This is a genomic window from Parabacteroides sp. FAFU027, assembly GCF_022808675.1.
In the GTDB taxonomy this organism is placed as follows: domain Bacteria; phylum Bacteroidota; class Bacteroidia; order Bacteroidales; family UBA7332; genus CAXXIC01.
On the sequence record NZ_JAKZKV010000001.1, the window covers coordinates 602421 to 627103 of the forward strand.

Genomic DNA, 24683 nt, shown 5'->3' on the forward strand with positions numbered 1-24683 from the left:
GAATGACGATTATTCCGATGTTCGTAGCTTGTCTCGTTTTAGAGAAAATGTAAATTTGCATAGCGAAGAATCTTTCTTCGAAATTAATTAACTTCTTAATCTCTGAATAATGAAAAAACTATCATTTCTTGCCGTTGCTCTGCTGGGAATGCTGGGCGTTTTGAAAGCTGAAATTGTTATCAGCAATCCATCCGGCCTGCAACGTACCAATGAAACCGTGGAAATTAAATGGTCTGACGTAGTTTCTCAAACCAAGCTTAAAGCCGGACAGCAAGTTGTCGTGCTGGATGCTGCAGGTAAAGAAATCCCTAGCCAGGTTGTGTTTGAAGGTAAAAAAACGCCTCAGAAACTGATTTTTCAGGTAACTCTGGCACCTAAAAAATCTGCCAGCTTTAAACTTCAGATAGGCACTCCGCAGAAATATACAGCTAAAGCTTACGGTCGCTTCGTTCCTGAACGCAAAGATGACTACGCATGGGAAAATGACCGTTCTGCTTATCGTGTTTATGGCCCCGCCCTGCAACCTATCGACGGACCCAGCAACGGAATTGACGTTTGGAGTAAACGCACCGAGGAACTGGTAATCAATGAAAGATATGCAGGAGAAACAGCTAAACCCGGATATTACCACGAAGACCACGGTAACGGTCTTGACTTCTACAAAGTAGGACGTACACTGGGCGCCGGCGCTATGGCTCCTTACTCCAACAATACAATGTGGCTGGCAAACAACTTTGTAAGACAGGAAAATATGGACAATGGTCCTATCCGCACCTCTGTCCGTCTGGATTACGGTAAATTTATTGTAAATGGAGACACCATCACAGAAACCAGAATCATTTCACTGGATGCAGGTTCACAACTCAACAAAATATCTGAGATCTATTGGAAAACCAAAGGGCCGATGCCTGTTGTTGCCGGTATTGTAAAACGTGACGGCGCCGACTCTATAGCATTCAATGCACAAAAAGGCTATGCTGCATACTGCGAACCAAACACCAAAGACGGAACCACTTATCTGGCTCTAGTCTTGCCCCGTGCCTGGAAATCAGTAAAAGCGGAGAAAGGTCACATCCTGGCAGAAACAGATTATATTCCAAATAAAAAGCTGGTTTACTATTCAGGTGCAGGCTGGAGCAAATGGGGCTTCCCTACCCGCAAAGCCTGGGTAAAATATGTACAGGATTATGCTGCAAAACTGCGCGAACCGCTGATGATTATCGTCAAATAAACAACAGACAATATTCTTAAAATGGAAAGCCCTGCCGAATTTATTTTTCGACAGGGCTTTCTTATTTTGAAGTTGAAATTTCGATTAATCAATCATTTCAAATCCGGCATATGGAACCAACGCCTTTGGCACACGGATACCGTTTGGAGTCTGATTGTTTTCAAGCAACGCAGCAACAATGCGAGGCAATGCAAGGGCGCTACCGTTCAAGGTATGGCAAAGCTGAGGTTTCTTGTCTTCGCTCTTGAAACGGCATTTCAGACGGTTTGCCTGGTAGCTCTCAAAGTTCGAAACAGAGCTAACCTCCAACCAACGCTCCTGAGCTGCTGAATACACTTCAAAGTCGAATGTCAATGCAGAGGTAAAGCTCATATCACCACCACACAGGCGAAGAATACGCCATGGCAACTCCAGCTTATCAACCAAAGTCTGTACATAATTCACCATCTCCTGCAATGATTCGTACGATTTATCCGGATGCTGGATTTGTACAATCTCCACTTTATCGAACTGGTGCAGACGATTCAAACCGCGAACATCTTTACCGTAAGAACCTGCTTCACGACGGAAACAAGCCGAATATGCTGTATTTTTGATTGGCAAATCGTTTTCGCTCAGGATTACATCACGATAGATGTTGGTTACAGGTACCTCAGCGGTAGGAATCAGATAAAGGTTATCCAATTGAGCCAGGTACATCTGTCCTTCTTTATCCGGCAACTGACCGGTTCCGTAGCCCGAAGCTTCGTTTACTACGTAAGGAGGTTGCACTTCCAGATAACCGGCATCACGCGCATTGTCCAGGAAGAAGTTAATCAACGCACGCTGCAAACGGGCGCCTTTGCCTTTGTAAACAGGGAAACCCGCTCCGGTGATTTTCACACCCAATTCAAAATCAATCAGGTCATATTTTTTAGCCAAATCCCAGTGTGGAACAGCGCCGTCATATAATTCCGGAACCACACCACCGGTACGCTCAACAACGTTATCTTCAGCCACACGACCTTCAGGCACCTGCTCACTTGGCAGGTTAGGAATAGTTACCAAAAGTGATTGAAGTTCTTCATCGAAAGCTTTCATCTGGGCTTCCAGATATTTAACGCCCTCTTTCATTTCGGCAACACGGGCACGGGCAGTTTCTGCCTCTTCTTTCCGGCCCTCTTTCATCATCTGACCGATGGTTTTCGACAAACCGTTCAGTTCAGCCAATGTAGCATCCAGTTCTGACTGTGTTGCTCTTCTGTTTTTATCTGCCTCCAATACCTGAGCAATTACCTCTTTTGCGTCGAAATGCTTTTTAGCTAACCGGCTGATTACCTCATCCGTATTTTCTTTGATTACCTGAAGTGTAAGCATGTTATTTTGTTCTATAAAGGCCCTTGAAACCCCGGACCCAATATGTGATTAAATTAATTTATAGCGCTTTACAACGAAACTAAATGTTTCAGTATCCCCTGATATTATATGAGTATAAAACAGGATTGCAAAGATAATGCTTATAAACAAAAACTCCCGACTTTACACGAAGTAAAATCGGGAGTTTAAAATGCTTTGATCAATTATTTCTTAGCTAAGTGGCTCAACTGAAATAAATGATTTGTTTTCTCCTTTTTTGCGGAAAGTTACAGTACCATCAACCAAAGCGAACAAAGTGTGGTCTTTACCCATACCTACGTTTTCACCAGCGTGGTGAACTGTTCCTCTTTGACGTACAATGATGTTACCTGCTTTTGCAAATTGTCCACCGAATATTTTTACGCCTAATCGTTTGCTTTCTGATTCGCGACCGTTCTTCGAACTACCTACACCTTTCTTATGTGCCATTTTTCTTTCAATTTAAAGGATTAAGCAACAACTTCTTTAATTAAAATCTCAGTAAAGCTTTGACGGTGACCGTTGCGTTTTTTGTAACCTTTTCTTCTTTTCTTTTTGAAAACGATTACTTTTTCGCCTTTCACGTGTGACAAAACTTCAGCAACTACTTTAGCGCCTTCCACTACCGGAGCACCAATAGTCAGTTTACCTTCGTTGTCAACCAACAAAACTTTGTCGAACTCTACAGAAGCTCCTCTTTCAGCTTCAACACGGTGAACAAACAATCTTCTGCCAGCTTCAGCTTTGAATTGTTGTCCTTGAATTTCTACAATAACGTACATCTGTTATTTATAAATTACAGGTTACCTCCGTAAGGCGGGTTTGCATCCCTGCACTCCTCTTGACTGCCTACCCCGGAATCAGGCCGCAAATTTAGGAATTTATTTTCAGGAAACAAAGTCAAAAGTCTGCTTTTGCAACGAATTTAATCAAAAAACAGAGCCGATTGATCTATTGTGAATCAGTCGGCTCCTGTATTATGAATTTTATTATCTCAAATTAAATTCCTAGAGATGCTTTTACTGCATTTACTTTAGCTTCTGCAGTTGCACAAGCATTGGCGTAATCTTCGCGTGATTTCATCACACCTGCCACCTCAACGTAGAACTTGATTTTCGGCTCAGTTCCCGAAGGACGAACTGATACTTTTGTTCCGTCTTCGGTGAAATACTGAAGAACATTTGAAGTAGTCGGCATATCGAGGATCATCTTCTCGTTTTCGATTTTGTCGTAGCCGGTCAGGTTAGCATAATCCTTGACAAGGGTTACTTTCGAACCTGCGATTTCAGCCATCGGATTCTGACGGAAGTCTTTCATCATCTGTTCGATTTCCTCAGCACCTGATTTACCTTTTTTGGTTACCGAGATACCTTTTTCCATGCGGAAACCGTACTCAACGTAAATATCCAGCAACAATTCGTACAGTGATTTACCGTTGTCTTTTGCCCATGCAGCCACCTCAGCCATCAATGCACAAGATGAAACGGCATCTTTGTCACGAACGAAATCTTCAGGAAGGAAGCCATAGCTTTCCTCACCACCACCGATGTATTGTTTTTTGCCTTCGAGCTCGCCGATGATTGCTGCAATCCATTTGAAACCGGTATAGCAGTCAAACATTTCGATCTTATTTTTCTCAGCAATTTTTGCAATCAACTCAGTCGTTACAATCGTTTTCACGATGTACTCTTTGCCGGTCATTTTGCCACTCTCTTTATAACGCTGAATCAGGTAGTTCAGGAAGATCAAAGCAATCTGGTTACCGTTGATCAGGATAAACTCGCCTTTATCGTTTTTAGCTGCAACACCCAGGCGGTCAGCATCAGGATCAGAAGCCAACACCAGTTCGGCATCGGTTTCGATTGCTTTTTTGATAGCCATATCCAATGCAGCAGGCTCTTCAGGGTTTGGAGAATATACGGTTGGGAAATCTCCGCTCACTACATCCTGCTCAGGTACGTGAATGATATTGGTGAAACCGAATGCAGCCAAAGCCTGAGGTACAAGTTTCACACCGGTTCCATGAATCGGGGTGTAAACAATCTTCATGTCTTTGTTACGCTCGATTGCTTCAGGAGAAAGAGAAATCGTTTTCAGTTTTTCAACATAGATATTATCGATTTCTTCTCCAAGAATTTCAACAAGTTTAGGATTACCTTTGAACTTGATATCTTTTGCAGTACGGATTTTATTTACTTCAACGATTGTATTCTTATCGTGAGGAGGAATCATTTGAGCACCGTCATTCCAGTAAGCTTTGTAGCCGTTATACTCTTTCGGATTGTGAGATGCAGTCAGGATGATACCGCTCTGGCAACCCAGGTGACGGATTGCAAATGACATTTCGGGAGTCGGACGAAGGTCTTCAAACAAATATGCTTTGATGCCGTTTGCAGAGAAGATTTCGGCAGAAATTTCAGAAAATTTGCGGCTGTTGTTACGACAGTCGTGGCCGATACAAACTTTGATCTGCGGCAGATCGCTGAATTCCTGAAGCAGATAATTGGACAAGCCCTGAGTCGCAGCACCTACGGTGTAGATATTCATGCGATTTGTTCCAACGCCCATGATTCCGCGCAGACCACCGGTACCGAATTCAAGGTCTTTATAGAAACATTCGATGAGTTCGGTTTTGTCTTCTGCATCGAGCATTCTTTGTACTTCCGCACGGGTTTCGGCGTCATACTCTTCGCCTAACCAGATTTTAGCTTTGGCAGTTACTTCTTTCAATAGAGATTCTTGTTCCATTATGTGTGTATCAATTTGTGTATAGTCTTTATCCTACAAGTGTCAAAACGACACAATTGAATCGGCAAAGATAGAAATTAAAACGAAACCTTAAGTCGGTCACCCGTATCTTTCACAATTGATTTGTAAAATTCTTTAGAATACCCCGGCTGGAGTGGTTTGGCTGAAACACCGTCATTGGTTCGTTGGAATTTGCCATCTTTTTCCCGCTTGATATTACCGTCAATGTATTTTACCATTAGATATTCACCCAGTTTTTTCCAGCTCTCTAAAGTCGATTGCGCTTTGGTGATACTGTAATCATTCAACAGTTTTGCAACCTTTTCAGGACTCTGGGAATAAAGGTCGATGGCTGATTTTTCAATGACAGGCTGAGAGGCTTTGAATTCATCTTCAAGTTTTTTCTGCACCAACCTGATATCAGCTGACATATAATTGTATTTCGAATAGGCCATATTAGCTACCCAGTTATTGATCCAGAAAGCCGATGTCCAGGAGAAAGTCAGCAAATCGCCATTTCCCACTTTAAAACATTCGGGAACTTCTGTTATGGAACAATACATCGGGATATAAACCGAAGTTGCGGCATCATCCACCCCAAACCAAAGCACTCCTCCTATCGGATTAGGCAGATAGTTGCGCATCTGTGCGACGAACGAGAATCCGGTCTGCTGAGTAGCAATCGCCCGCTCATTGATATACTCAATACTGTCCACTTTAAAGGTCAGCGGACGCCAGCGGTATGGACAGGCAAACGGTCCCGCACCAATATCTTTGGTCATATCGAAAGGCGTACCCTCAAAGTGGTCGCGCATCGCATTCATCATGTTTTGGGGAGAGATCTTTCTATCCGGCTTTATGTAAAGAGGAAGAGGTTCTTTCGATTTGCCATATAGGTAGGGCAAATATTTATCCATTCCGGAGCTAAACATATTGTAGAAGCTCCATACACGGGCATCACAACTGCGTATTGCTTCAAAATCAGCCGGGGCATAGGCATCGGCAAAGCTGAAATCCGTATTCAGGCCAGAGAAATAACCTTTTTGGCGGGCAAATGATATCACATCGGGGGAATAGATGCAGTTATCGGGATCTTCAAGTGGAAAAGTATGGATACGGGCATGGTTGGCATGGGCCGAGATGCAGTCATCCGGAATACGGACGGCTACCCAAACCGCACCTTTATTGCGTAGCCCCTTTCCTATCATTTCCATAATCCAGACCTCATTCGGGTCGGCAATGGTGAAAGACTCGCCTTCACTGCGGTAACCGTATTTCTGAACTAATAAGGTCATGGTCCCGATGGCTTCCCGTGCTGTACGGGCACGTTGGAGTGTAATGTAAATCAGGCTGCCATAATCCATAACAGCAGTTGTGTCCACAAGCCCTTCACGGCCACCGAATGTCGTTTCGCCAATGGTTAGTTGGCATTCATTCATATTCCCGACTACATTGTATGTTCGCTCAGTCTGGGGAATCTGCCCGAGAAGATGATTCGTATCCCATTCTCTGACATCAAGCATCTCACCGGGCGAATGAGTCGCAGCCGGCCAGTGGTATAATTCACCATATAACACATGAGAATCTGCCGCATAGGTAACCAATGTAGAACCATCCGTTGACGCACCTTTCCCCACGATAAGGTTTGTACAGGCCTCAACAGCCGGAATTGCCATATTCACAAACAGTATTGCACTTAATATTCGCCTATATATACGCTTCATTCGGTCTGATTTACTGATTATAGTACTATCTCTGAATTCTATACGACAAAAATAAACGAAAATGAGAACTTCCTTTCGTCAGGAAATAATAATTCTTGTGAATCTCTAAAAGACAAGTCACCCCCAATCTCACATTTAGGTAGAAAAGAACGCCCCGGATTTTACAGGAATGTAATCCCGCACAATTCACAGCCCTATGTAATCATCTAAATATGTGCAACCTACCAGTTTGGCACAGTTTTTATAATATGATAAATGGGAAATTCGGGAGAGATTTCTGAATTCGTTATTCATCAAAAGGGACAACGAGTAAAAGTCCGCCATCTCATCTGCAGAAATTCCCGTGATTAAAGAATAGGACAAACCACAAATCAACAAAAACTATGGACGAAATCATTATCAAACCTATCGGGATTATTCACACACCGTTTGACGATGTGAGAAACATGCCGATACAACCTATTGCCGCCGAGGGCGTATTCGGGCTGGTAGAGGTCTTTTCCGAATTCGCACCCGGACTGAAGGATCTGGAAGGATTCTCACACATTACACTGGTGTACCGTTTTCACAAAATTGAAAGTTACGAACTGGAAGTAATCCCCTTCATGGACGATCAGCCTCACGGCATCTTTTCCTGCAAAGCGCCCAAACGCCCCAATGCAATCGGAATCTCTACGGTCAAACTGATGAAAATAGATGGTAACATTCTGCACATAGAACAACCCGATATGCTTAATGGCACTCCACTGATAGACATCAAGCCTTTTTATCCCCGCTACGATAACCGTCAGGATGTAACTATCGGCTGGTTGGAGAAAAATAAAAACCTTCCGCTTGAACAACTGCGGGCCGATGAAAGATTCAAATCATAATACACTTTTACAGGAACCACAAATGCAATCATTATGAACACGCTATATACTGCCGCCAATAACCAGCCGGAAATATGGGAAGAGCTTTTATCCGAAATCGATATCCCGGTTCAAATCCCGACAGATGATCTCTCATCCCGTATTTTCACGACAGCTACCTGCCTGAGAAGCTTCGGCGTAAGCCCGGAAAAACTCTCCATAGCCCGTAAGATAGCCCGGATGGAAGAAAATGCAGCTACGGATAATGGAAAACCTTTCATGGTGGCTCTCCTCCCCTGCGGCATGCGCAATGCCTTCAAGGAGGCGTTCTTCGAAAAGTTTCCGCAATATGCCGATGATGACGAACAGGTGGTGATCGACGGAAACCTCAATTTTGAGAAACAGTTTTACAGCTACCTCGACCACATAGGTTCAACGGAAGAGTTACCCGATATCCTGATCACCTCCGACATCAACAATCTATACTACCGTGATTTCATGTACAAATTCCTGCTACATGAGGGTTTCGACCGACTGAATTATCCGGTATACGACTATTTCTCCGATATGAACCCCGACCATCCCCAAGGGGCGATGAAGATGATTTCTTCCAATATGCTGGTGATGGTGATCAATCAGAAACACTATTCAACCTCAGCCAAACCCCAGGAATGGTACGAAATTCTTGATAAAAAACTGGAGAAGAAACTGGTACTTCGTGGAGATAAAGATTTCTTTTGCAACGCGGTTCTCTATCCTTTTTACAAAGAATACGGTGACGAAGCCCTTCGCGTATTGGGTAAAAACACACTTAAGGGAATGCATCCGGCCGAGATGGTACGCGAAATCAACACCAAAAAGGAGAATGACGTAGCGGTTTATGTCATGCCCTATTCATTTGCCTGCAAAGTAAGAAACGTCAACTTTACGACAGTTTGGCCTAAGGACGGAGCCATTGTCAGTCCGGTGCAGATACTGGTGAAAAGAGGGAAAGCCGCCCAACACAAAGAGCTGCTTGATTTTATATTTGGAAAAATCATGGGAGAACAGCTTGAGCAGAACGGATTCCCATCCTTTCATGCCGATACCATCAAACGTTACCCGGGCAGAAAACTAAAATGGGTGGGATGGAATTTCTTTATCGAAAATGATTTACAAGAAGTAAAAATGAAAATGCAGGAAGCTTTTATGGAGAGTTTTCATAGCAGTGGGATCTATTTACGCTAACTAACATCCCGGCAAAACACTTATATACCTCAAACCTAACAGGTTTTAAAAACCTGTTAGGTTTAGAGTTCACTTACCCGATATTGAAGTTTTTTCAGGGAATCATTCTCCACCAGTTTCACTTCACGATACGACTCCAGCAACTTCCTTTTATTTATCCCCTTAAATCCGGCTGCATAATTGACCTGTCCGGATGGTACTTCTATCAGAATCCGCCTTGCCTTATTTTCAACCGATACTTCAGCTAATTCGTCTGCCCAGATAGCCGAAAGCATCATCTCCTTCATGGCCGGATGGAACGGACCGGCAAGGATATTTGTACCGGAACGCAAATCATCAGAAGCGTGTAAGCCGACGCGCAGCACACGCACATCCTGACTGATAAAATAGCGCAACACCTCTTCCCCCCAGCTGATTGCCTCATCCAGCGTAAGCGGGTGATATTTACCCTGCCCGTACAATGTCGCCAATGCTGTATCCGGGATCACCAGGCAAGGATAGATGCGGGTGGAAACGGCCCCCAATGCAACAATCTCACGGGCCGTATGCAATGCTTTTTCATGGGTATCGCCCGGCAATCCCAGCATCATTTGCAATCCGTAAGGAATCCCCGCCGTTTTCAATAGTTCAACAGCCCGATAGACATCTTCTTTGGTATGCCCACGCCCCGAGGCCTTGAGTACCTCATCATCGGTCGATTGCACACCCAGCTCCACCTCCGAGATGGGATAATCCCGCAAAAGGCCAACCGTCTCAGGGGTGATATAATCCGGACGGGTGGACAAGCGGATGCCATGCACCCTCTTTTGGCGTATATACCCGGCGGCAAGGTCTAAGTACACCTTCTGCTCTGGAAGAGGAATCCCGGTGAAGTTACCGCCGAAGAAAGCAATATTCACCACAGTATTGTCCGTAGCTGTAGAGAGATAAGTGCGGATAATCCTGTCCACCTCCGGTATGTCAGGCACAGTCATTTGCCCCGAGATCTTCTGCTGATTGCAAAAGACACAGCGGTTGGGGCAAGCCAGCTCCGGTATAAATACGGGTATGTTGATGTGTTTCTTTTTCAAGCGGGAGTTTTTAAAGGCACAAAGGTAATGCTTTCTCCCCGGAATTATCAGATCACACCGACTCTCCCGGCTATAAAAAAAGGTGTAAAATACCCGATGACCTCTCCCTCCCAACCTTCCCAATATCGATTTCTACCAGGGACGATTCGCTACAGCAACACCCCTTATATACCTGTATCTGAGCAAAATATGATCGCATCGATTTTTTTTTCAAAAAAGTTGCATTTTTCTTTGTCAATTAAAATATTGTCCGTTTCTTTGTGGCATAGCAACATAGGTCACTAAATTATTATGCCATGATTAACATTCAAAACTTATCATTTCATTACAAAAAGAAATCGCCGCTATTCAAGGATTTTTCGTTGGAATTAGAAAGCGGAAGTATTGTTGGGCTGCTCGGTAAAAACGGTGCGGGCAAATCGACCTTACTACATCTGTTGGCTGGACTTATCATGCCGCAGGAAGGTAAAATATCGGTCAATGGCTATGTGCCGTTCGACCGGAAGCCGTCCTTTCTGGCAGATGTTTACATGGTGCCGGAGGAATTCGCATTTCCGCACATAAGTATAAACACATATGTGAAAGCGTTCAGTCCTCTGTATCCCGACTTCGATCATCAAAAGCTGCAAAACATTTTTTCTGAATTCGAATTGAAGCCCACCGCAAACCTAAACAGGCTTTCACACGGACAACGCAAGAAATTCCTGATTGCGTTTGCTCTTTCCACCAATTGTAAAATGCTGGTATTAGACGAACCGACCAATGGACTTGACATTCCGTCCAAAAGCCAGTTTCGGAAGATTATGGTGAGTTCGGTTACCGACGATCAATTAGTAATTATCTCCACCCATCAGGTGAAAGACATTGACACTGTAATCGACAAGGTCGTTGTGATTGAAGATGGAGAGATTATTTACCGCGAAAATATTCAGGACATAACCGGAAAAGTATATTTTGACATAGTGCCAAGTCTGAATGGAATCGATAGAATCATTCACCACGAGCGATGCCCAATGGGACAAAAAATCATTATTCCGGCTATTGATGGCAAGGAGTCGAATATTGATCTGGAATTGTTGTTTAATGCTATTATTAACCAGAAAATCAAGTCGTAACAATATATGAAAACAAATCAATTTTTCAGCTTACAACGTTTTTGCCTTCTTCTGAGAAGTGACCTGTTAATCAATTACAAGAAATATACCCTAATCATTGTGGGGGCATTTATAATGGGTTTTGTTGTGCTCTATGGCAATATGCCAAAAATTGTCTATGGCGATATACAAGACTGGAATACTTTTGGTTCTAACAAATACCTGGGCATTTTCATAGCTTCGTTATTGGCATTGGGGGTATTGGTTGGCAGTTCGTTTCCCGATTTCGGATCAAAGGTCAGGACTACTAATTACTTACTCATCCCGTCTTCTACCTTTGAGAAATTTTGCAGCCAGATTTTTATCCGCTTTATTTGCGGAGGAGGTCTCTTCCTCGTTTTGTTTTGGATAGATGCACAATTGGCACGCTCCATATCGGTAATGCAAATGGTGGATGTGAAAACCAACCTTCATTATGCTAATGCAGAGCTGGTCATCCAGAAATTTAATTACGGCATGATTTTCATGCAAGAAACAACTCGTTACCCAAATATGAAAGTTGTTCATTATCCGGCTATTGGGACATGGGGTATTAGTATGCTTGTTATATCTGTAGGTTTATATTTATTCTCAGTAAGATTGTATTTTAAGAAACTCGGATTGGTAAAAAGCATCATCTCGTTTGCGGCTCTATTTTTCATATTATTCTTGTTTATGGTTATTTATTCGCACATATTTTATCCGAATACAGAAGGATTTGAAGTACATCTACAAGATTATACTGCCTGGAATATTTTAAGCAATGTTGAAATATGGCTTTGTGTGATTGGTTTCGTATCACCATTATTCCTGCTTCCAATGGGATATTTCAAGCTTAAAGAAAAACAGGTATGAGCATAGATTTTAAATCGGCAAAGGGTATTTTCCAGCAAATAGCCGATAACCTTTGCCACCAAATACTGGAAGGCAAGCTGGCTCCCGGCGAACGTGTACCTTCAGTGCGCGATCTGGCGGTGGAGTTTGAAGTCAACCGCAACACACTGCTGCGAACGTATGCCATGCTCGAAGACAACGGCATCATTGTGAATAAGCGTGGAATCGGTTTTTTTGTAGCCGACAATGCCATCGAGCTCATCCGCACATCCGAGAAACAGGAATTCTACACGAATGACCTGCCAATGCTTATCCAAAAGATAAGGCTGCTAAAACTCACGGCAGATGATTTAAATGATTTATTATTAGCCATTAATGAAAACAAGAAACAATGAAAACAAGCCTGAAAATAATTATCGCATTTGCATTTTTCCTGTCAGGGAGTATGCTCTTTTTATTTGCTGACGCCATAAGACATAATACCGAAGAGATCGCTAAAATTAGCTTCAAAGAGTATCCGTTACCAGAAAATTTCAAAGTAATTGTTGCAGAAAAAGGGTCAGACGTAAACATCGTTCGCTCGGATAGTACTTCAATCAAGATTGAATATATAAAGGGGAAAGCAGTTCCTGCTAAGATGTACGAAGTAATCAATGATACGTTGTACGTTTACGGTGGACTTCGCACATTTGTAAAATGTGATAATATAACGACTGTAATTGGCAAACATCAATGGTGGTTTGGTGTTTATAAGTTCGCACCACAATTAATAAAACTACGAATGACGGGCGGAACTGCAACTTACAGCAATGAAGAAATTGAAGAGAAGCCCTTTGATATTGACTTGAGCATTTGTGAGGATGCTAATATTGAGGTTAAGAATGTGAATTTGAGAAATCTGAATGTATCAATTGACAGAGCGCATGTAAACTTAGACTGCCATATCCAAAACCTCGCCGGAAAAGTGATTAATCACTCCGATTTAAAGGGGATTCAATCTGCTCAGAATATCTCTGTTCAACGCGATACCACGAGTGCTTATTCGTCAGTAAGTTACTGACAGTAATACCAGCAGCATAAAATAACAAAGGTCAGAAAGAGCGATTCTTTCTGACCCTTGCTGTATAAGATTTTAACCGGAAATAACCTGATCGCCTGTGAGACCAGACAAAGCAAATCGCCCCACCCAATCACAAAATCGCCACTATCACTTTGACAGAAAAAACAAACCATTCACTCAAAAAAGGTAAGCAAATACCCCAATATCCGGTTTTTACCCGATACGTGGACCATACGTGGAGCATACGTGGAGCATACGTGGAGCATCAGCGGTACAAAACAGGGAGTATTTTGTGGTTTGGTGAATAGCAAAATGTCAAAACGTGTGCAGCAAAGAAAAGAACTACAACATCCTCTGATACGGGTTAGACTTTCGCAAAACCCTCGCTAACGAGGGGCAACGGCATTTCCTTTTGTCAATGAGAAGATCAGTACGTGAAACCTTTACCCCCAATAAATATAAATACTTTTAGGAAACTTCACTGGTAAATACAACCTGATATACAAGAGATTTCCATTATTAATATGCAATATTACCAGCCCAATACACAACAATCCGAAAGTAAACAAACCAAAACCATTTCAATATAAAACCATACATCAACTACTGACACTATAGAATCCTTAGAGCATCCCTATAGTGTCCCTAGAGCATCACCGGAGGATGAACAGAGGCAGGGCAATTTCTACAAGTTAATCCCCCTGCCAGATAAATACTATCCGGTAAATTACCGGAACGGTGTTATCTGTCGAATGCCTTTTTTATTATAACGCTGACAGGAGCAAGCACGCTGTCGGGTTCTTCGGCTCACCTTGATGTGCGGCCTCTCCTGATAATTCACTCCCGTTTTTTAGGTTCTGCTAAAACATAGCCGCTCACACACCGCCGACTATTGCCTCTCCCCCTCCGTTATCATTCTGACAGAAAAAATGCAACATTGCGGCTTTTTCATCAAACCACCCGGATGTGGACAACTGTGGAGCATATGTGGAGTTGCTGTGGAGTTGCTGTAGAGGAAGAGCGTAGTTGTCTGCAATGAAAACAGGAGAAATTCATGACAATATGTCAACTCGGAATCTAGTAAATTATTCCAGACTGAATGACAGTCTATTTTTCAAACGCCGGATATATTCCTACTTTTGTACTCAGTAACAATATTCCCCAATCCAATGAATACACTCTTTGACGACGATGAAATGGGTACGCTGCCTCAACCTCAACCGGAGATAAAGCAATCCATTAAAATAGTCCCATCTAAAGATAAACCGCTCAGCAAGCAACAGCAGACCTTCAACCGTCTGACGAAACGGATTGAAAATCTGCAAAAAGAGATTGCCATCGAATCGGAAAAACTGGAGCTGATACTCGGTCTCTATTCCGAAAAAATTCCCTCACTTGAAATAGCCATTGCTGAAAAACAGATAAAACTGGCGAAGAAACTTTCTTATTCATCGAGGTCAATTAAATATGGCAAGCGACAACTAGAAAATCTGGGGCAGGTTATCGTCTATTTGCTCAACGAAGCCTTCACCAGCATCGAACCTGATGAAGAGACGGAAGCGCTCTACGACCAATGGTCTGAAACTTCTTTTTCCGAGGAGAAAGAACTACAGGAGACTGAGATGAGAATGATGATGGAGGATATGCTGCGCGAGCAGATGGGTATTGACCTTGACCTGTCGGACATGGATGATTCTCCGGAAGCGTTTGCCCGGATGCAGCAAAAGATTAAGGAGGAGCTAGACAAAAAAACAAAGGAAGAGAAACACCAAAACGCAAACAAAACGAAGACCAAAAAGCAGTTGGAGAAGGAGTTGAAGCTGAAAGAGGCGGAAACGATGAAGCTGAAAAGCCTCCGCAACATCTATATCTCACTGGCGAAAGCCCTGCACCCCGACACAGAGACCGACCCGACCGAAAAACTGCGCAAGGAAGAACTGATGAAAAAGGTGACCATTGCCTATAACGAAAAAGACTTACCGGCTTTGCTGCAACTGGAGATGGAGTGGGTAACTGCAGAAAGCGACCATTTGGCCAATATGCCGGACGAAAAGCTGAAACTCTATATCACATCGCTCAGGGAGCAGGTGGCGGAACTGGAAAGGGAACGGAATGCGCTTTACCACCATCCACGATTTAGCAACATCAGGCATTTTGCTCATTACCACGAGGCGAGCGCCCGTCGTGAAATCAGCAACATGGTCGGAGCCCATAAAAAACAGAAAAAGTCCCTTGAAGAGCTTTATTCGATTATATCAAAGCCTAATCCGAAAAATGCCATTATGGAATTTGTCAATAGTACTATTGAATACTTCGAAAGAAGAAGTATGTGGGATTTGATGAATTTCTGATTTAAACAGAATATCAAGGATAGCATTCATATCAAAAAGCCGCCTCAACATGTCTTGAGACGGCTTTTTTGATTAATTATTCTCTTGTCTTTTAGCCAGAATATTTTCAGTACCCCACGTTTCCAGTTCACGGAAAACCGAAGATAGGCTTTTCCCCAGGTCTGTCAACGTATATTCCACACGCGGAGGAATCTCCTTAAACTCCTGACGGATTATCAGGCCATCACTTTCCAACTCTTTCAGTTGCTCGGTCAGCACCTTTCGGGAGATATTGGGAATACGAACCGCTATTTCTCCGAAACGTTTCGTCCCCGGAGAGAGACAATAGAGAATAATCGTTTTCCACCTACCTCCAATCAATTCAAGTGTGGCAGTAATGGGACAATTTGTGGTGCTATTAAAATTCGCCATAATGGTTACTATTACGTTACTACTTTTATTCCTGTTACCAGAAAGTAACCTGTTACAATCTAAAACTATTATTAGTTACTTTGCGTAACAAAGGTAGTAATAAACACCGTATCAGTTTCATCAGACAACGAATGATATGTTTATTTAACGGCTATAATGCCATCAAAATCAACCTGATATTGGTTTTATAAAAATAAGCCTTTGAAAATACTTAGTTCTAAATCCTCAAACAAGAAAGGAAAATCAAAATGAAAATCGGAGTAACAGGAGCGACCGGCCAATTGGGTCGCATCGTAGTAGCCAAACTGAAAGAAAGAATTTTAGCAGAGAGTATTGTAGCCTTGGTACGCACACCACAAAAGGCCGCTGATTTGGGTGTGGAAGCCCGTGAATTTGACTACAACAAAGCGGAGGGACTGGCAACATCGCTTCAGGGAATTGACGCATTATTACTTATCTCAGGTAACGAAATCGGACAACGCGCCCCCCAACATGCCAACGTAATCAACGCCGCCAAAGAAGCCGGTATCAAATGGATTGTTTACACCAGCTTGCTGCATGCCGATAAATCTTCACTCAGTCTGGCGGGTGAGCACCTGGCCACCGAAGAGGCATTGAAAGCATCCGGTATCCCCTACACACTGCTGCGCAACGGATGGTACACAGAGAACTACACCGGTTCGGTACAGGGAGCCATTGCCGGAGGTGCATTTATCGGAAGCGCGGGTGAAGGAAAGATAGCTTCTTCGGCACGGGCTGATTATGCTGAAGCTGCAGCTGTTGTCCTGACCAGTGAGGGCCATCAGGGTAAAGTTTATGAATTGGCGGGTGACGAATATTATACTTTGAATGATTTGGCTGCCGAGATTTCCCGGCAGACCGGAAAAGATATTCCTTACAAAAACCTGCCAGAGAGTGAGTATGCAAACATATTGAAGAGTTTTGGTATTCCGGAAGGTTTCGCCGCAGCCATTGCAAGCTGGGATACCAGTGCCTCAAAAGACGATTTGTTTGATGCAGGTCATCAACTCTCCAAACTGATTGGAAGAGCGACCACACCGTTGGCTAAAGTGGTGGCGGATGCTTTGGCTGGATAAGTTATTGACAGGATTATATTGTCGTAACCTTGATATTAAGCGGTTTCAGTAATCACTGGAGCCGCTTTTCATGTCGGTTTATTTGTTATAGTAGAAAACCATCAGGTATATGCAAGACAAATCAATCTCAAATGGTAATGGAAAACTCAGGCGGGCATTAGGTCTCTGGCCGGCAACAGCTATTGTTATCGGCAATATGATTGGTTCGGGTATCTTCACCTCACCACAATCCCTGGCAGCAGGTTCAAATCCGACCGCCTCGCTGATTGCCTGGGCTATCACTTCCATCGGCTCGCTTTGTGTGGCCCTGGTATTTGCCCGGCTCGGAGTCCTGAATCCCTGTACCGGAGGCCCAGTCGTTTATACCCGGATGGCATTCGGAGAATTTGCCTCTTTCCTTATTGCATGGACCTTCTGGATTGGAATGTGGGTTGGAAATGCAGCCATCATCACCGCCATAGTCAGGTATTCAACCGTATTCTTTCCTATTCTGAAAGAAAATGGGCTATTGGCATTTCTTTTTTCATCAGCCATTCTTTGGTTTTTCACGCTGATCAATATCAAGGGGGTAAAAGAGGCCGGAGTCGTAAGTATAATCACAACGCTGTCGAAGGTGATAACCCTGCTGATTATCATGGTTATTGCCTTCCGGGGATTTGATTCCGACAACCTGAATACAGTAGCCAATCCCGAGCACCAGGGATTCGGGACAATCCCGGTAGCCGTTGCCATCACCTTATGGGCCTATATCGGACTTGAAAGCGCCTCGCTAACCGGAGGCGAAATCAAAAATCCCAACCGCAATGTACAACGAAGCACCATTATCGGATTTTCGATAACTGCGGTATTGTATATTTTGACCGCAGTGGCAACTATGGGAAGTTTGCCACAGGAAAAACTGGCTCACGCAGCAGCCCCGATGTCCGATATTATCAACCATATCACCGGAGCCCGATGGGGAGGTTGGTTTGTCGCTCTGGGAGTAATCATTGCGGCAAGCGGCACCATCTCGGGTTGGGTGCTGACGACAGCCCGTACAGCCTTTGCCGCAGGGGAAGAGAAACTGTTTCCCCCTTTCTTCGCCAGGGTACATCCCCGCTTTGCCACACCAAACGTTTCCCTGATCATATCAGGCATATTAACCAACCTTCTACTCAGTCTGAATTATGTTCAATCTCTTACCGAGGCATTTGACTTTCTTATTTTACTGGCCACTCTCACCTTTATGCCAGCCTACAGCTTCTCGGCTGCAGCAATGATATTACTTGATAACAAGGACGAAAAGTCCCTGAAAAGAGTCTTCCGCCGCTCCATCATTCCCTTGCTGGCTTTTCTTTACTGCATTTACGCCACTTATTCGGCAGGCGCAACCATGGCGATGTATGGATTCCTACTGATGCTTAGCGGCATCCCGGTCTTTGTATTTATGAGATTGAAAAGAGGATGAAAGCTTGTGAATCTTATCCATAATCCACAGGAATAGAATCAGATAAATTCTAGTTTGTGCTTACTCTATTAAAAATCCTGCTACTTTTGCTTAAAACAAAAACCTGTCTATGCCAGACTCGTCCGGAAAAAACGAAGTGTAATCATACACATGACAATTAAAATCTATCCTTCTTATAGAAATGAAAACTAACTTGGAAACTATGAAAAAGATATTGGCATTTGCTGCTCTATTCATTGCACTCTGCAATGTATCAGCAAAGGAAGTTACCGGTGACTGGAACGGGACCTTAAACATCAATGGCATGAAGCTGAGAGTTGTGTTTCATATTTTAAAAACTGATAAAGGCTACTCCGCAACCATGGATAGTCCGGATCAGGGAGCCAAAGGAATCCCGATGACATCTGCAACTTATGATAACAAAACATTGACACTGCTCTATGATGCGGCCAAAATCAACTATTCCGGTCAGGTTATAAACAGCGACTCCATTGCCGGGACATTCACCCAAATGGGTATTTCATTTCCTCTAGGGCTAAGCCGGAAAGCTTCTGTGAGTGATAAACCAAAACGACCACAGGAGCCCACCCCACCCTTTCCCTATAAATCGGAAAATATAACATTCACCCATACAACAGAGAAATTCACTCTTGCCGGTACGTTTACCTACCCTGCCAATGGGAAAAACTTTCCGGTGGTAGTCCTGATTTCCGGAAGCGGGCCACAGAACCGGGACGAAGAGATCATGGGACATAAACCATTTCTGGTACTGGCCGATTATCTGACCCGAAACGGAATTGCCGTTCTCCGGTTTGATGACCGTGGCTGCTACGATTCGAAAGGCGATTTTTCCAGGGCAACCACAAATGATTTTGTCACCGATGTAGAATCAGCCATTGCCTATCTCAAAACCCGTAAGGAAATTAATCCGAAGAAAATAGGACTGATCGGTCACAGTGAAGGTGGCATCATCGCACCGTTGGTGGCTTCTCATAACAAAGATGTCAGCTATATCGTTATGATTGCCGGCACAGGTGCTCCGGGAAGTGAAATCTTACTGCGCCAACAAGAACTGATCGGCCGGGTAAACGGTGCTAAAGAAGAAGATCTCAACACGACCAAAGATCTCAACAGTCATATCTTTAAGATGATCCATGACATCTCAAATACAGATACGTTGAAAGCCCGGATTGCCGCCTATTTGCTTCAAAAGTCAAAAGAATTACCTGAATCGAAAATTCCTCCGGGAAGCAACATCAACGATATCATTGATATTCAGTTGAAACAAATAACCAATCCCTGGATGTTGAACTTTCTCCGTTATGATCCGGCTCCTACTCTTACCAAAGTGCATTGTCCGGTTTTGGCAATCATCGGGAGTAAAGATCTTCAGGTTCCGGCTGATATAAATATCCCGGCAATCGAAAAAGCATTGAAACAGGGAGGAAAGAAAAAATATACCGTTAAAGAGCTTCCCGGCCTGAACCATCTTTTACAGGAGTGTAAAACAGGCTCTCCAAACGAATACCCGCAAATAGAACAAACCATTTCTCCTACTGCCCTAAGCCTTATTACAGGTTGGATAAAAAGTGTCTGTAATATGCATTGACCGGATTTCACTGAACGAAATAACATTTTCCATCTATTGAATTTTTATCTGAAATCTAATTAACCCAACCGGTATCCGAAACCGGTTGAATTTTATTTTTGTTACAATGTTAGAATCACATAATACAAAGGAATATGTTTGACAACGAAGAAGAACAAGACATCCGGAGCGAATTTGAAGAATGGATGGATATCAATTTCTTTTTATTGCCTGTACCATTCCGCTTTGGACAGGAACCGGAATACGAACTCTACAGCTTTTACACCGGTATCTATAAGAAAGTGATGCGGGAATTATGGAAGCCGGTCCGCGAAATCACCCGCCGGCATTACCCCGAAGTGATGGAAGAAGAGCGTCCGCTTGTCGTGGAGCGGATTGAACGGATTCTCAACTTTGTGGGACACCGTTTCCTTTTAAATCTCTTCGAACTTCTATATGACCAGCGCTGCGGAGTTGATTTGCGTGAAAAATATCCCGATTTTGACAAGTACAAAATGAATTACGCCAAACCCCAAAGGCAAAATTTCCACGATGATTCTTTCTTCGATGATAAACCCTGGATTACAGAGGAACAAAAAGAGATACTGAAACAATGCTTTGAGGAAGATGCACCGCAAATATCCTTTAAAGAGATGCGGAAGATCGAATTTGTAGATATGCTCCAATCGGTATTGCTAAAGCATTTTGACGTGGCAGACCGACTTGAGCCTGACAGCCTGATCATCTATGCCATGTACCTGGCGTGCGAACATATGGATTTCCGGTTGGATATCGAACATTACTCGACATTTATCCAATACGGATTTGACGAATCGGAACTGGACCTGAGTTACGAGGAATTTATGGAGCGTTTATCAAAAAAAATCAGCCAAAAACTAAACGGATAATGACAAAACTGAGTCATTATACCTCAGCACAGCACAGATCAGCACATTTGTATCAAAAAGAACAGGCAAAAAATCAAATTGGTAATTTTCGGTCAGTAGTAAAATTGCGAATTTTAAAGTTCCTTAATTTACTAACCTATTATTACCATGAAAAAGAAATTCTCACCTATTATTTTTCTATCCCTATTGGTGAATTTTTCCCCGCTGCATGCGTTGGGAACGCTCCAAAAATCACAGGCTTCAACTGAAGCGGTATCCACTGACACTGTCTATTATGTTGACTTTAAAAACAAGCCGGCGGCATTTACCACCGGAGACGTTTTTACTGCATCAAGCTCCAATGCCAACAAAGAGAAGACGGTAAACGGAATCATATTTGGCGCAGGTCCCAACGGCCAACGCATCAATATGAACATTTCACAAAGCGCGTCTCAGTACGGAAGCAGTGCGACGACCTACGTATCGGCCAGTGCCAACGACGACGGGGCAACTGCCGGTGCTTTCAGTTTCCTGACAACCGGGACAGGTTCTGCTTCGGGCGGTTACATTATTTTGCCTGGAGTACAGGGACCAACCGACATTACCATCTGGGCCTGTGGCGCCAATACCGGAAATACACAGTCATACAAACTAATGACCAGCAGCGATGGCGGAACTACCTGGACTCAATTGGGTACAGCTTCATTTACCGACCTGAAGCTTATTCACAAAAACGTTTTCTCTTACACCGGCAATACTAATGTGAAGATTAAGCTTGTTTGTTCGACCGGTAGTAACTCCAGCTGTAACCTGTACATATACGACGCCTTATTGACCAAACGCCCTGCCATTGACCTGACATCTGCGGTTGGAACCAATCACCAGACCATTGCTACGTTACTTAATGAGTCGCTGACAAATATCGTTTATACCTGGGGAGGCAACGCAACCTCAGCCGCTGTTACCTGGACAGGAACAGCAGATGCTAACACCCCTCCCTCCGGTATATCTGTGACTACTGATGTCAATGCTAAAACCGTTACAATTTCCGGAACGCCAACTGTATTGGGAACCTATAGTTTTAGTATTACGAGTACCAATGGCTCACTTACCAGTAGTGCATTAACAGGAAGCATCAGGGTAGTCAGCGCTGCTGTTCCTTTGCTTACACTTACCTCTGTATCAGGAACCAATTCTCAGAAAGTGACTGCCGGCAGTGCTATGACTGCGGCTCAATACACCTGGGGAGGCTCGGCGTTTGATGCCAAAGTCAGTTGGACCGGAACCACATCATCAACAACGGCTCCGGACGGAATCATTGTAACCAAAGATTCCCTGAATGAAATTATGACTATTTCAGGCACACCTAATACATCCGGAACCTACGGTTGGAGCATTACCTCCAACGACAGCACACAGGTAAGTACAGCTCTGACCGGCACTCTGACCGTTGTTCCTCCACCGACAATATCCCTCACCTCCGATGCTGCTACAACCAATCAAACAGTTCCATTCTGTATTGGAATGACCAATGTGGTATTGACCTATGGCGGTTCGGCAACCTCTGCATCATTGACCTGGAGCGGCACGTCTTCGTCATCAACTCCTCCTGCGGGAATCACGGTTTCAACCAATACAACAGCAAAAACCATCACCATTACCGGAATGCCTTATTTGACCGGAACATTCAGCTATTCGGCAACCTCTACAGACGGGGCTATAACCTCAGCAGCCGTAACAGGTAAAATCATCTCTTCGGCGACCTCTGACGCTTTGCCTTCATTCCCGGGAGCAGTGGGATATGGCTCTCACGCTACAGGTGGTCGTAAAGGTTCTGTTTATCACGTCACCAATCTCGATGACAGCGGTCCCGGTTCATTCCGCGATGCCGTAAGTGCATCCAACCGTATCATTGTATTTGACGTTAGCGGTTATATCAATCTCCTGACTGCCGTTTCCTGTAAAAGTAACCTGACCATCGCCGGACAAACCGCACCGGGTGAAGGTATCGGATTCCGTGGTGGCGAGATTTCGTTTGCCAACCAGCAAAACATCATTTGTCGTCACGTCCGCATTGTGCCGGGAAGTGAAACGGCCAGCACCGGTGACGACGCATTGAGCTTATATCTTGCCCGAAATGTGATTATGGATCACTGTACATTTGAATTTGCCCCCTGGAATAATATCGACGGAGTGAGTGACAACTACACCGTCTATCCGGTAACAGGAATTACCTTGCAAAGCTGTATCGATGCTAACCCGACCGGACAGCAGTTTGGTGCACACTGCGAATCGGTAAACGGACAGTGGACTTTCTACCGCAACCTCTTTGCCAACTCGCATAACCGCAATCCGTTGTCAAAAATCAACGACCAGTTTATCAATAACGTTCATTACAACAACGAGGCGGGATACACCACCCATACCAGCACAAATTTCAAACACGATATCGTTAACAACTACTTTGTGTGGGGTCCTGCATCGGGTAGTAATGTTCCCTGGTTCCAGATTGATGCCAACCAAAGTATCTATTATCCGGGCAACCTGAACGACGATAACGAAGATGGCCTATTAAACGGAACTTCAACCACACCTTACTGGTATTCAGGAACAGGTACCATCCTGACCTCACCCTGGTCACCGCTGACTCCGTTGATCCCGACTGTCGATGCTCCATCTGCATTCCGCGGGGTCATTTCAACAGCTGGAACGCAACCGCTCAGCCAACTGGATTCTATGATTATTAACCAGGTTAAAACTCTCGGACTGGGAAATGCGGGATATACAGCAGGATCTACCGGACCTTCAGGTGGTCTTTACACGACTCAGGCACAAACCGGACTTACCAACAACGGTTACGGAATTATCCGCACTGGTGTAAAAGCAACAGATACCGACAACGACGGAATGCCCGATTACTGGGAAATTGCAACCGGTTCGAATGTAAATGCAGACGACGCGATGCAGGTTGCATCTGACGGATATACATTAATCGAGCACTACATCAACTGGTTGGCCGAATTACACGCGACGACCAACAATAACGTACCTCTCGATATTAATTTGAATCAATATTGCGGCGGATTCAGCAGTGTATCTCCGGTTTATACAGTTAGTGACAATGTTTGTGGTACTGCAACTACCCTGGCCGATGGTCACACCGCTCGGTTTACACCTTCGGCTACCAACGGATTAGCCAGCTTTAAATTCAAAGTTACCGGTTCGGACGGTACATCGTACACAAACACAATTTCAATTGCTTTATTACCGGCAAATACTTCCGCGGTTAATATGCCTGAAAACAGAGTTTCGATTTATCCGAATCCGGCCAGCGATATTCTGGTTATTGAAAATGCTCAGGTTGGTACTTTCCACATATTCGACGCTTTAGGCCATACGGTATTAGCTGGAAATATCGCCCAATCAGGAGCTTCTGATAAAATCAATATTGCAGCATTGAACACCGGTGTTTATGTCCTGAAACTGACCAATGACAGCAAATCAGCCATCTACAAATTTGTAAAGAAGTAAAGCGACTCTGTATAATATCCGTACTTAGAAGAGTGTCCGACCGGGCACTCTTTTTTTATACAATGAAATCTGGAAATTGGATAAACATTGAACAGGAGAAAGGGGTTTTAATAGGAGAT

General features: G+C 43.9%; 20 protein-coding genes. 13 read left to right on the plus strand and 7 right to left on the minus strand.

The window, feature by feature from the left end:
- Positions 1-109 precede the first annotated feature (109 nt).
- Positions 110-1231 carry a DUF4861 domain-containing protein gene (locus tag MLE17_RS02685; RefSeq protein ID WP_243346787.1) on the plus strand — a complete coding sequence of 374 codons (1122 nt, stop codon included), beginning with the start codon at positions 110-112 and terminating at the stop codon, positions 1229-1231.
- Positions 1232-1315: 84 nt separating this feature from the next.
- On the opposite strand, the gene serS is transcribed toward MLE17_RS02685, so the two are convergent.
- The 5 genes from serS to MLE17_RS02710 form a co-directional block, all read right to left on the minus strand.
- Positions 1316-2587, minus strand: a complete 1272-nt coding sequence (gene serS / locus MLE17_RS02690; RefSeq protein WP_243346788.1) for a serine--tRNA ligase — start codon at positions 2585-2587, stop codon at positions 1316-1318.
- A gap of 210 nt (positions 2588-2797) precedes the next feature.
- Complete coding sequence (rpmA, locus tag MLE17_RS02695; RefSeq protein ID WP_243346789.1) at positions 2798-3055, minus strand: 50S ribosomal protein L27; 258 nt, start codon at positions 3053-3055, stop codon at positions 2798-2800.
- 20 nt (positions 3056-3075) lie between these two features.
- Positions 3076-3387, minus strand: a complete 312-nt coding sequence (gene rplU / locus MLE17_RS02700) for a 50S ribosomal protein L21 (RefSeq protein ID WP_243346790.1) — start codon at positions 3385-3387, stop codon at positions 3076-3078.
- 217 nt (positions 3388-3604) lie between these two features.
- On the minus strand, positions 3605-5353 hold the full coding sequence (locus MLE17_RS02705) for a phospho-sugar mutase (RefSeq protein ID WP_243346792.1): 1749 nt from the start codon (positions 5351-5353) through the stop codon (positions 3605-3607).
- A gap of 77 nt (positions 5354-5430) precedes the next feature.
- A complete protein-coding gene (locus MLE17_RS02710) occupies positions 5431-7077 on the minus strand; it encodes a dipeptidase (RefSeq protein WP_243346794.1) in 1647 nt (548 codons plus the stop codon).
- Between the two features lie 383 nt (positions 7078-7460).
- Between MLE17_RS02710 and tsaA the strand changes: the two genes are divergently transcribed.
- Positions 7461-7949, plus strand: a complete 489-nt coding sequence (gene tsaA / locus MLE17_RS02715) for a tRNA (N6-threonylcarbamoyladenosine(37)-N6)-methyltransferase TrmO (protein WP_243346795.1) — start codon at positions 7461-7463, stop codon at positions 7947-7949.
- 33 nt (positions 7950-7982) lie between these two features.
- Positions 7983-9155 carry an ABC transporter substrate-binding protein gene (locus tag MLE17_RS02720; protein ID WP_243346798.1) on the plus strand — a complete coding sequence of 391 codons (1173 nt, stop codon included), beginning with the start codon at positions 7983-7985 and terminating at the stop codon, positions 9153-9155.
- 62 nt (positions 9156-9217) lie between these two features.
- Here MLE17_RS02720 and MLE17_RS02725 read toward each other — a convergent pair whose 3' ends face one another.
- On the minus strand, positions 9218-10225 hold the full coding sequence (locus MLE17_RS02725) for an elongator complex protein 3 (RefSeq protein ID WP_243346808.1): 1008 nt from the start codon (positions 10223-10225) through the stop codon (positions 9218-9220).
- A 296-nt stretch (positions 10226-10521) separates the two neighbouring features.
- On the opposite strand from MLE17_RS02725, the gene MLE17_RS02730 reads away from it, so the two are divergent.
- From MLE17_RS02730 to MLE17_RS02750, 5 genes are all read left to right on the plus strand, one after another.
- Entirely contained in the window at positions 10522-11340 is an 819-nt protein-coding gene (locus MLE17_RS02730) for an ATP-binding cassette domain-containing protein (protein WP_243346809.1), read from the plus strand.
- A 6-nt stretch (positions 11341-11346) separates the two neighbouring features.
- Positions 11347-12213: a hypothetical protein gene (locus tag MLE17_RS02735; RefSeq protein WP_243346810.1), complete on the plus strand. Its 867-nt coding sequence runs from the start codon at positions 11347-11349 to the stop codon at positions 12211-12213.
- Positions 12210-12587 carry a GntR family transcriptional regulator gene (locus MLE17_RS02740; protein WP_243346812.1) on the plus strand — a complete coding sequence of 126 codons (378 nt, stop codon included), beginning with the start codon at positions 12210-12212 and terminating at the stop codon, positions 12585-12587. The genes MLE17_RS02735 and MLE17_RS02740 overlap by 4 nt, the downstream gene beginning before the upstream one ends.
- Positions 12584-13252, plus strand: coding sequence for a hypothetical protein (locus MLE17_RS02745; protein WP_243346815.1), 669 nt, complete (start codon positions 12584-12586; stop codon positions 13250-13252). The genes MLE17_RS02740 and MLE17_RS02745 overlap by 4 nt, the downstream gene beginning before the upstream one ends.
- A 1169-nt stretch (positions 13253-14421) precedes the next feature.
- Positions 14422-15603 (plus strand): hypothetical protein, encoded by a 1182-nt coding sequence (locus tag MLE17_RS02750; RefSeq protein WP_243346816.1) that lies wholly within the window; start codon positions 14422-14424, stop codon positions 15601-15603.
- Between the two features lie 72 nt (positions 15604-15675).
- Here the strand turns inward: MLE17_RS02750 and MLE17_RS02755 are convergent, their stop codons facing one another.
- The gene (locus MLE17_RS02755; RefSeq protein ID WP_243346818.1) at positions 15676-16014 is read right to left on the minus strand and encodes a winged helix-turn-helix transcriptional regulator; all 339 of its coding nucleotides are present in this window, start codon (positions 16012-16014) and stop codon (positions 15676-15678) included.
- Between the two features lie 248 nt (positions 16015-16262).
- On the opposite strand from MLE17_RS02755, the gene MLE17_RS02760 reads away from it, so the two are divergent.
- From MLE17_RS02760 to MLE17_RS02780, 5 genes are all read left to right on the plus strand, one after another.
- Positions 16263-17111, plus strand: a complete 849-nt coding sequence (locus MLE17_RS02760; RefSeq protein ID WP_243346819.1) for an SDR family oxidoreductase — start codon at positions 16263-16265, stop codon at positions 17109-17111.
- A gap of 109 nt (positions 17112-17220) precedes the next feature.
- Positions 17221-18558, plus strand: a complete 1338-nt coding sequence (locus MLE17_RS02765; protein ID WP_243346821.1) for an APC family permease — start codon at positions 17221-17223, stop codon at positions 18556-18558.
- Between the two features lie 202 nt (positions 18559-18760).
- Entirely contained in the window at positions 18761-20167 is a 1407-nt protein-coding gene (locus tag MLE17_RS02770) for an alpha/beta hydrolase family protein (protein WP_243346825.1), read from the plus strand.
- Positions 20168-20301: 134 nt separating this feature from the next.
- Positions 20302-21054 (plus strand): hypothetical protein, encoded by a 753-nt coding sequence (locus MLE17_RS02775; protein ID WP_243346826.1) that lies wholly within the window; start codon positions 20302-20304, stop codon positions 21052-21054.
- A 147-nt stretch (positions 21055-21201) separates the two neighbouring features.
- Entirely contained in the window at positions 21202-24564 is a 3363-nt protein-coding gene (locus MLE17_RS02780; RefSeq protein ID WP_243346828.1) for a T9SS type A sorting domain-containing protein, read from the plus strand.
- Positions 24565-24683: the final 119 nt, after the last annotated feature.

What these genes read in the sequence shown, in the direction of transcription:
- MLE17_RS02705 (WP_243346792.1), bottom strand. Translation starts at nt 5,353, where the DNA reads ATGGAACAAGAATCTCTATTGAAAGAAGTAACTGCCAAAGCTAAAATC.
- MLE17_RS02770 (WP_243346825.1), top strand. Translation starts at nt 18,761, where the DNA reads ATGAAAAAGATATTGGCATTTGCTGCTCTATTCATTGCACTCTGCAAT.
- MLE17_RS02685 (WP_243346787.1), top strand. Translation starts at nt 110, where the DNA reads ATGAAAAAACTATCATTTCTTGCCGTTGCTCTGCTGGGAATGCTGGGC.
- tsaA (WP_243346795.1), top strand. Translation starts at nt 7,461, where the DNA reads ATGGACGAAATCATTATCAAACCTATCGGGATTATTCACACACCGTTT.
- MLE17_RS02750 (WP_243346816.1), top strand. Translation starts at nt 14,422, where the DNA reads ATGAATACACTCTTTGACGACGATGAAATGGGTACGCTGCCTCAACCT.
- serS (WP_243346788.1), bottom strand. Translation starts at nt 2,587, where the DNA reads ATGCTTACACTTCAGGTAATCAAAGAAAATACGGATGAGGTAATCAGC.
- MLE17_RS02745 (WP_243346815.1), top strand. Translation starts at nt 12,584, where the DNA reads ATGAAAACAAGCCTGAAAATAATTATCGCATTTGCATTTTTCCTGTCA.
- MLE17_RS02720 (WP_243346798.1), top strand. Translation starts at nt 7,983, where the DNA reads ATGAACACGCTATATACTGCCGCCAATAACCAGCCGGAAATATGGGAA.
- MLE17_RS02760 (WP_243346819.1), top strand. Translation starts at nt 16,263, where the DNA reads ATGAAAATCGGAGTAACAGGAGCGACCGGCCAATTGGGTCGCATCGTA.
- MLE17_RS02780 (WP_243346828.1), top strand. Translation starts at nt 21,202, where the DNA reads ATGAAAAAGAAATTCTCACCTATTATTTTTCTATCCCTATTGGTGAAT.
- MLE17_RS02730 (WP_243346809.1), top strand. Translation starts at nt 10,522, where the DNA reads ATGATTAACATTCAAAACTTATCATTTCATTACAAAAAGAAATCGCCG.
- MLE17_RS02775 (WP_243346826.1), top strand. Translation starts at nt 20,302, where the DNA reads ATGTTTGACAACGAAGAAGAACAAGACATCCGGAGCGAATTTGAAGAA.
- rpmA (WP_243346789.1), bottom strand. Translation starts at nt 3,055, where the DNA reads ATGGCACATAAGAAAGGTGTAGGTAGTTCGAAGAACGGTCGCGAATCA.
- MLE17_RS02765 (WP_243346821.1), top strand. Translation starts at nt 17,221, where the DNA reads ATGCAAGACAAATCAATCTCAAATGGTAATGGAAAACTCAGGCGGGCA.
- MLE17_RS02735 (WP_243346810.1), top strand. Translation starts at nt 11,347, where the DNA reads ATGAAAACAAATCAATTTTTCAGCTTACAACGTTTTTGCCTTCTTCTG.
- MLE17_RS02755 (WP_243346818.1), bottom strand. Translation starts at nt 16,014, where the DNA reads ATGGCGAATTTTAATAGCACCACAAATTGTCCCATTACTGCCACACTT.
- rplU (WP_243346790.1), bottom strand. Translation starts at nt 3,387, where the DNA reads ATGTACGTTATTGTAGAAATTCAAGGACAACAATTCAAAGCTGAAGCT.
- MLE17_RS02710 (WP_243346794.1), bottom strand. Translation starts at nt 7,077, where the DNA reads ATGAAGCGTATATATAGGCGAATATTAAGTGCAATACTGTTTGTGAAT.
- MLE17_RS02740 (WP_243346812.1), top strand. Translation starts at nt 12,210, where the DNA reads ATGAGCATAGATTTTAAATCGGCAAAGGGTATTTTCCAGCAAATAGCC.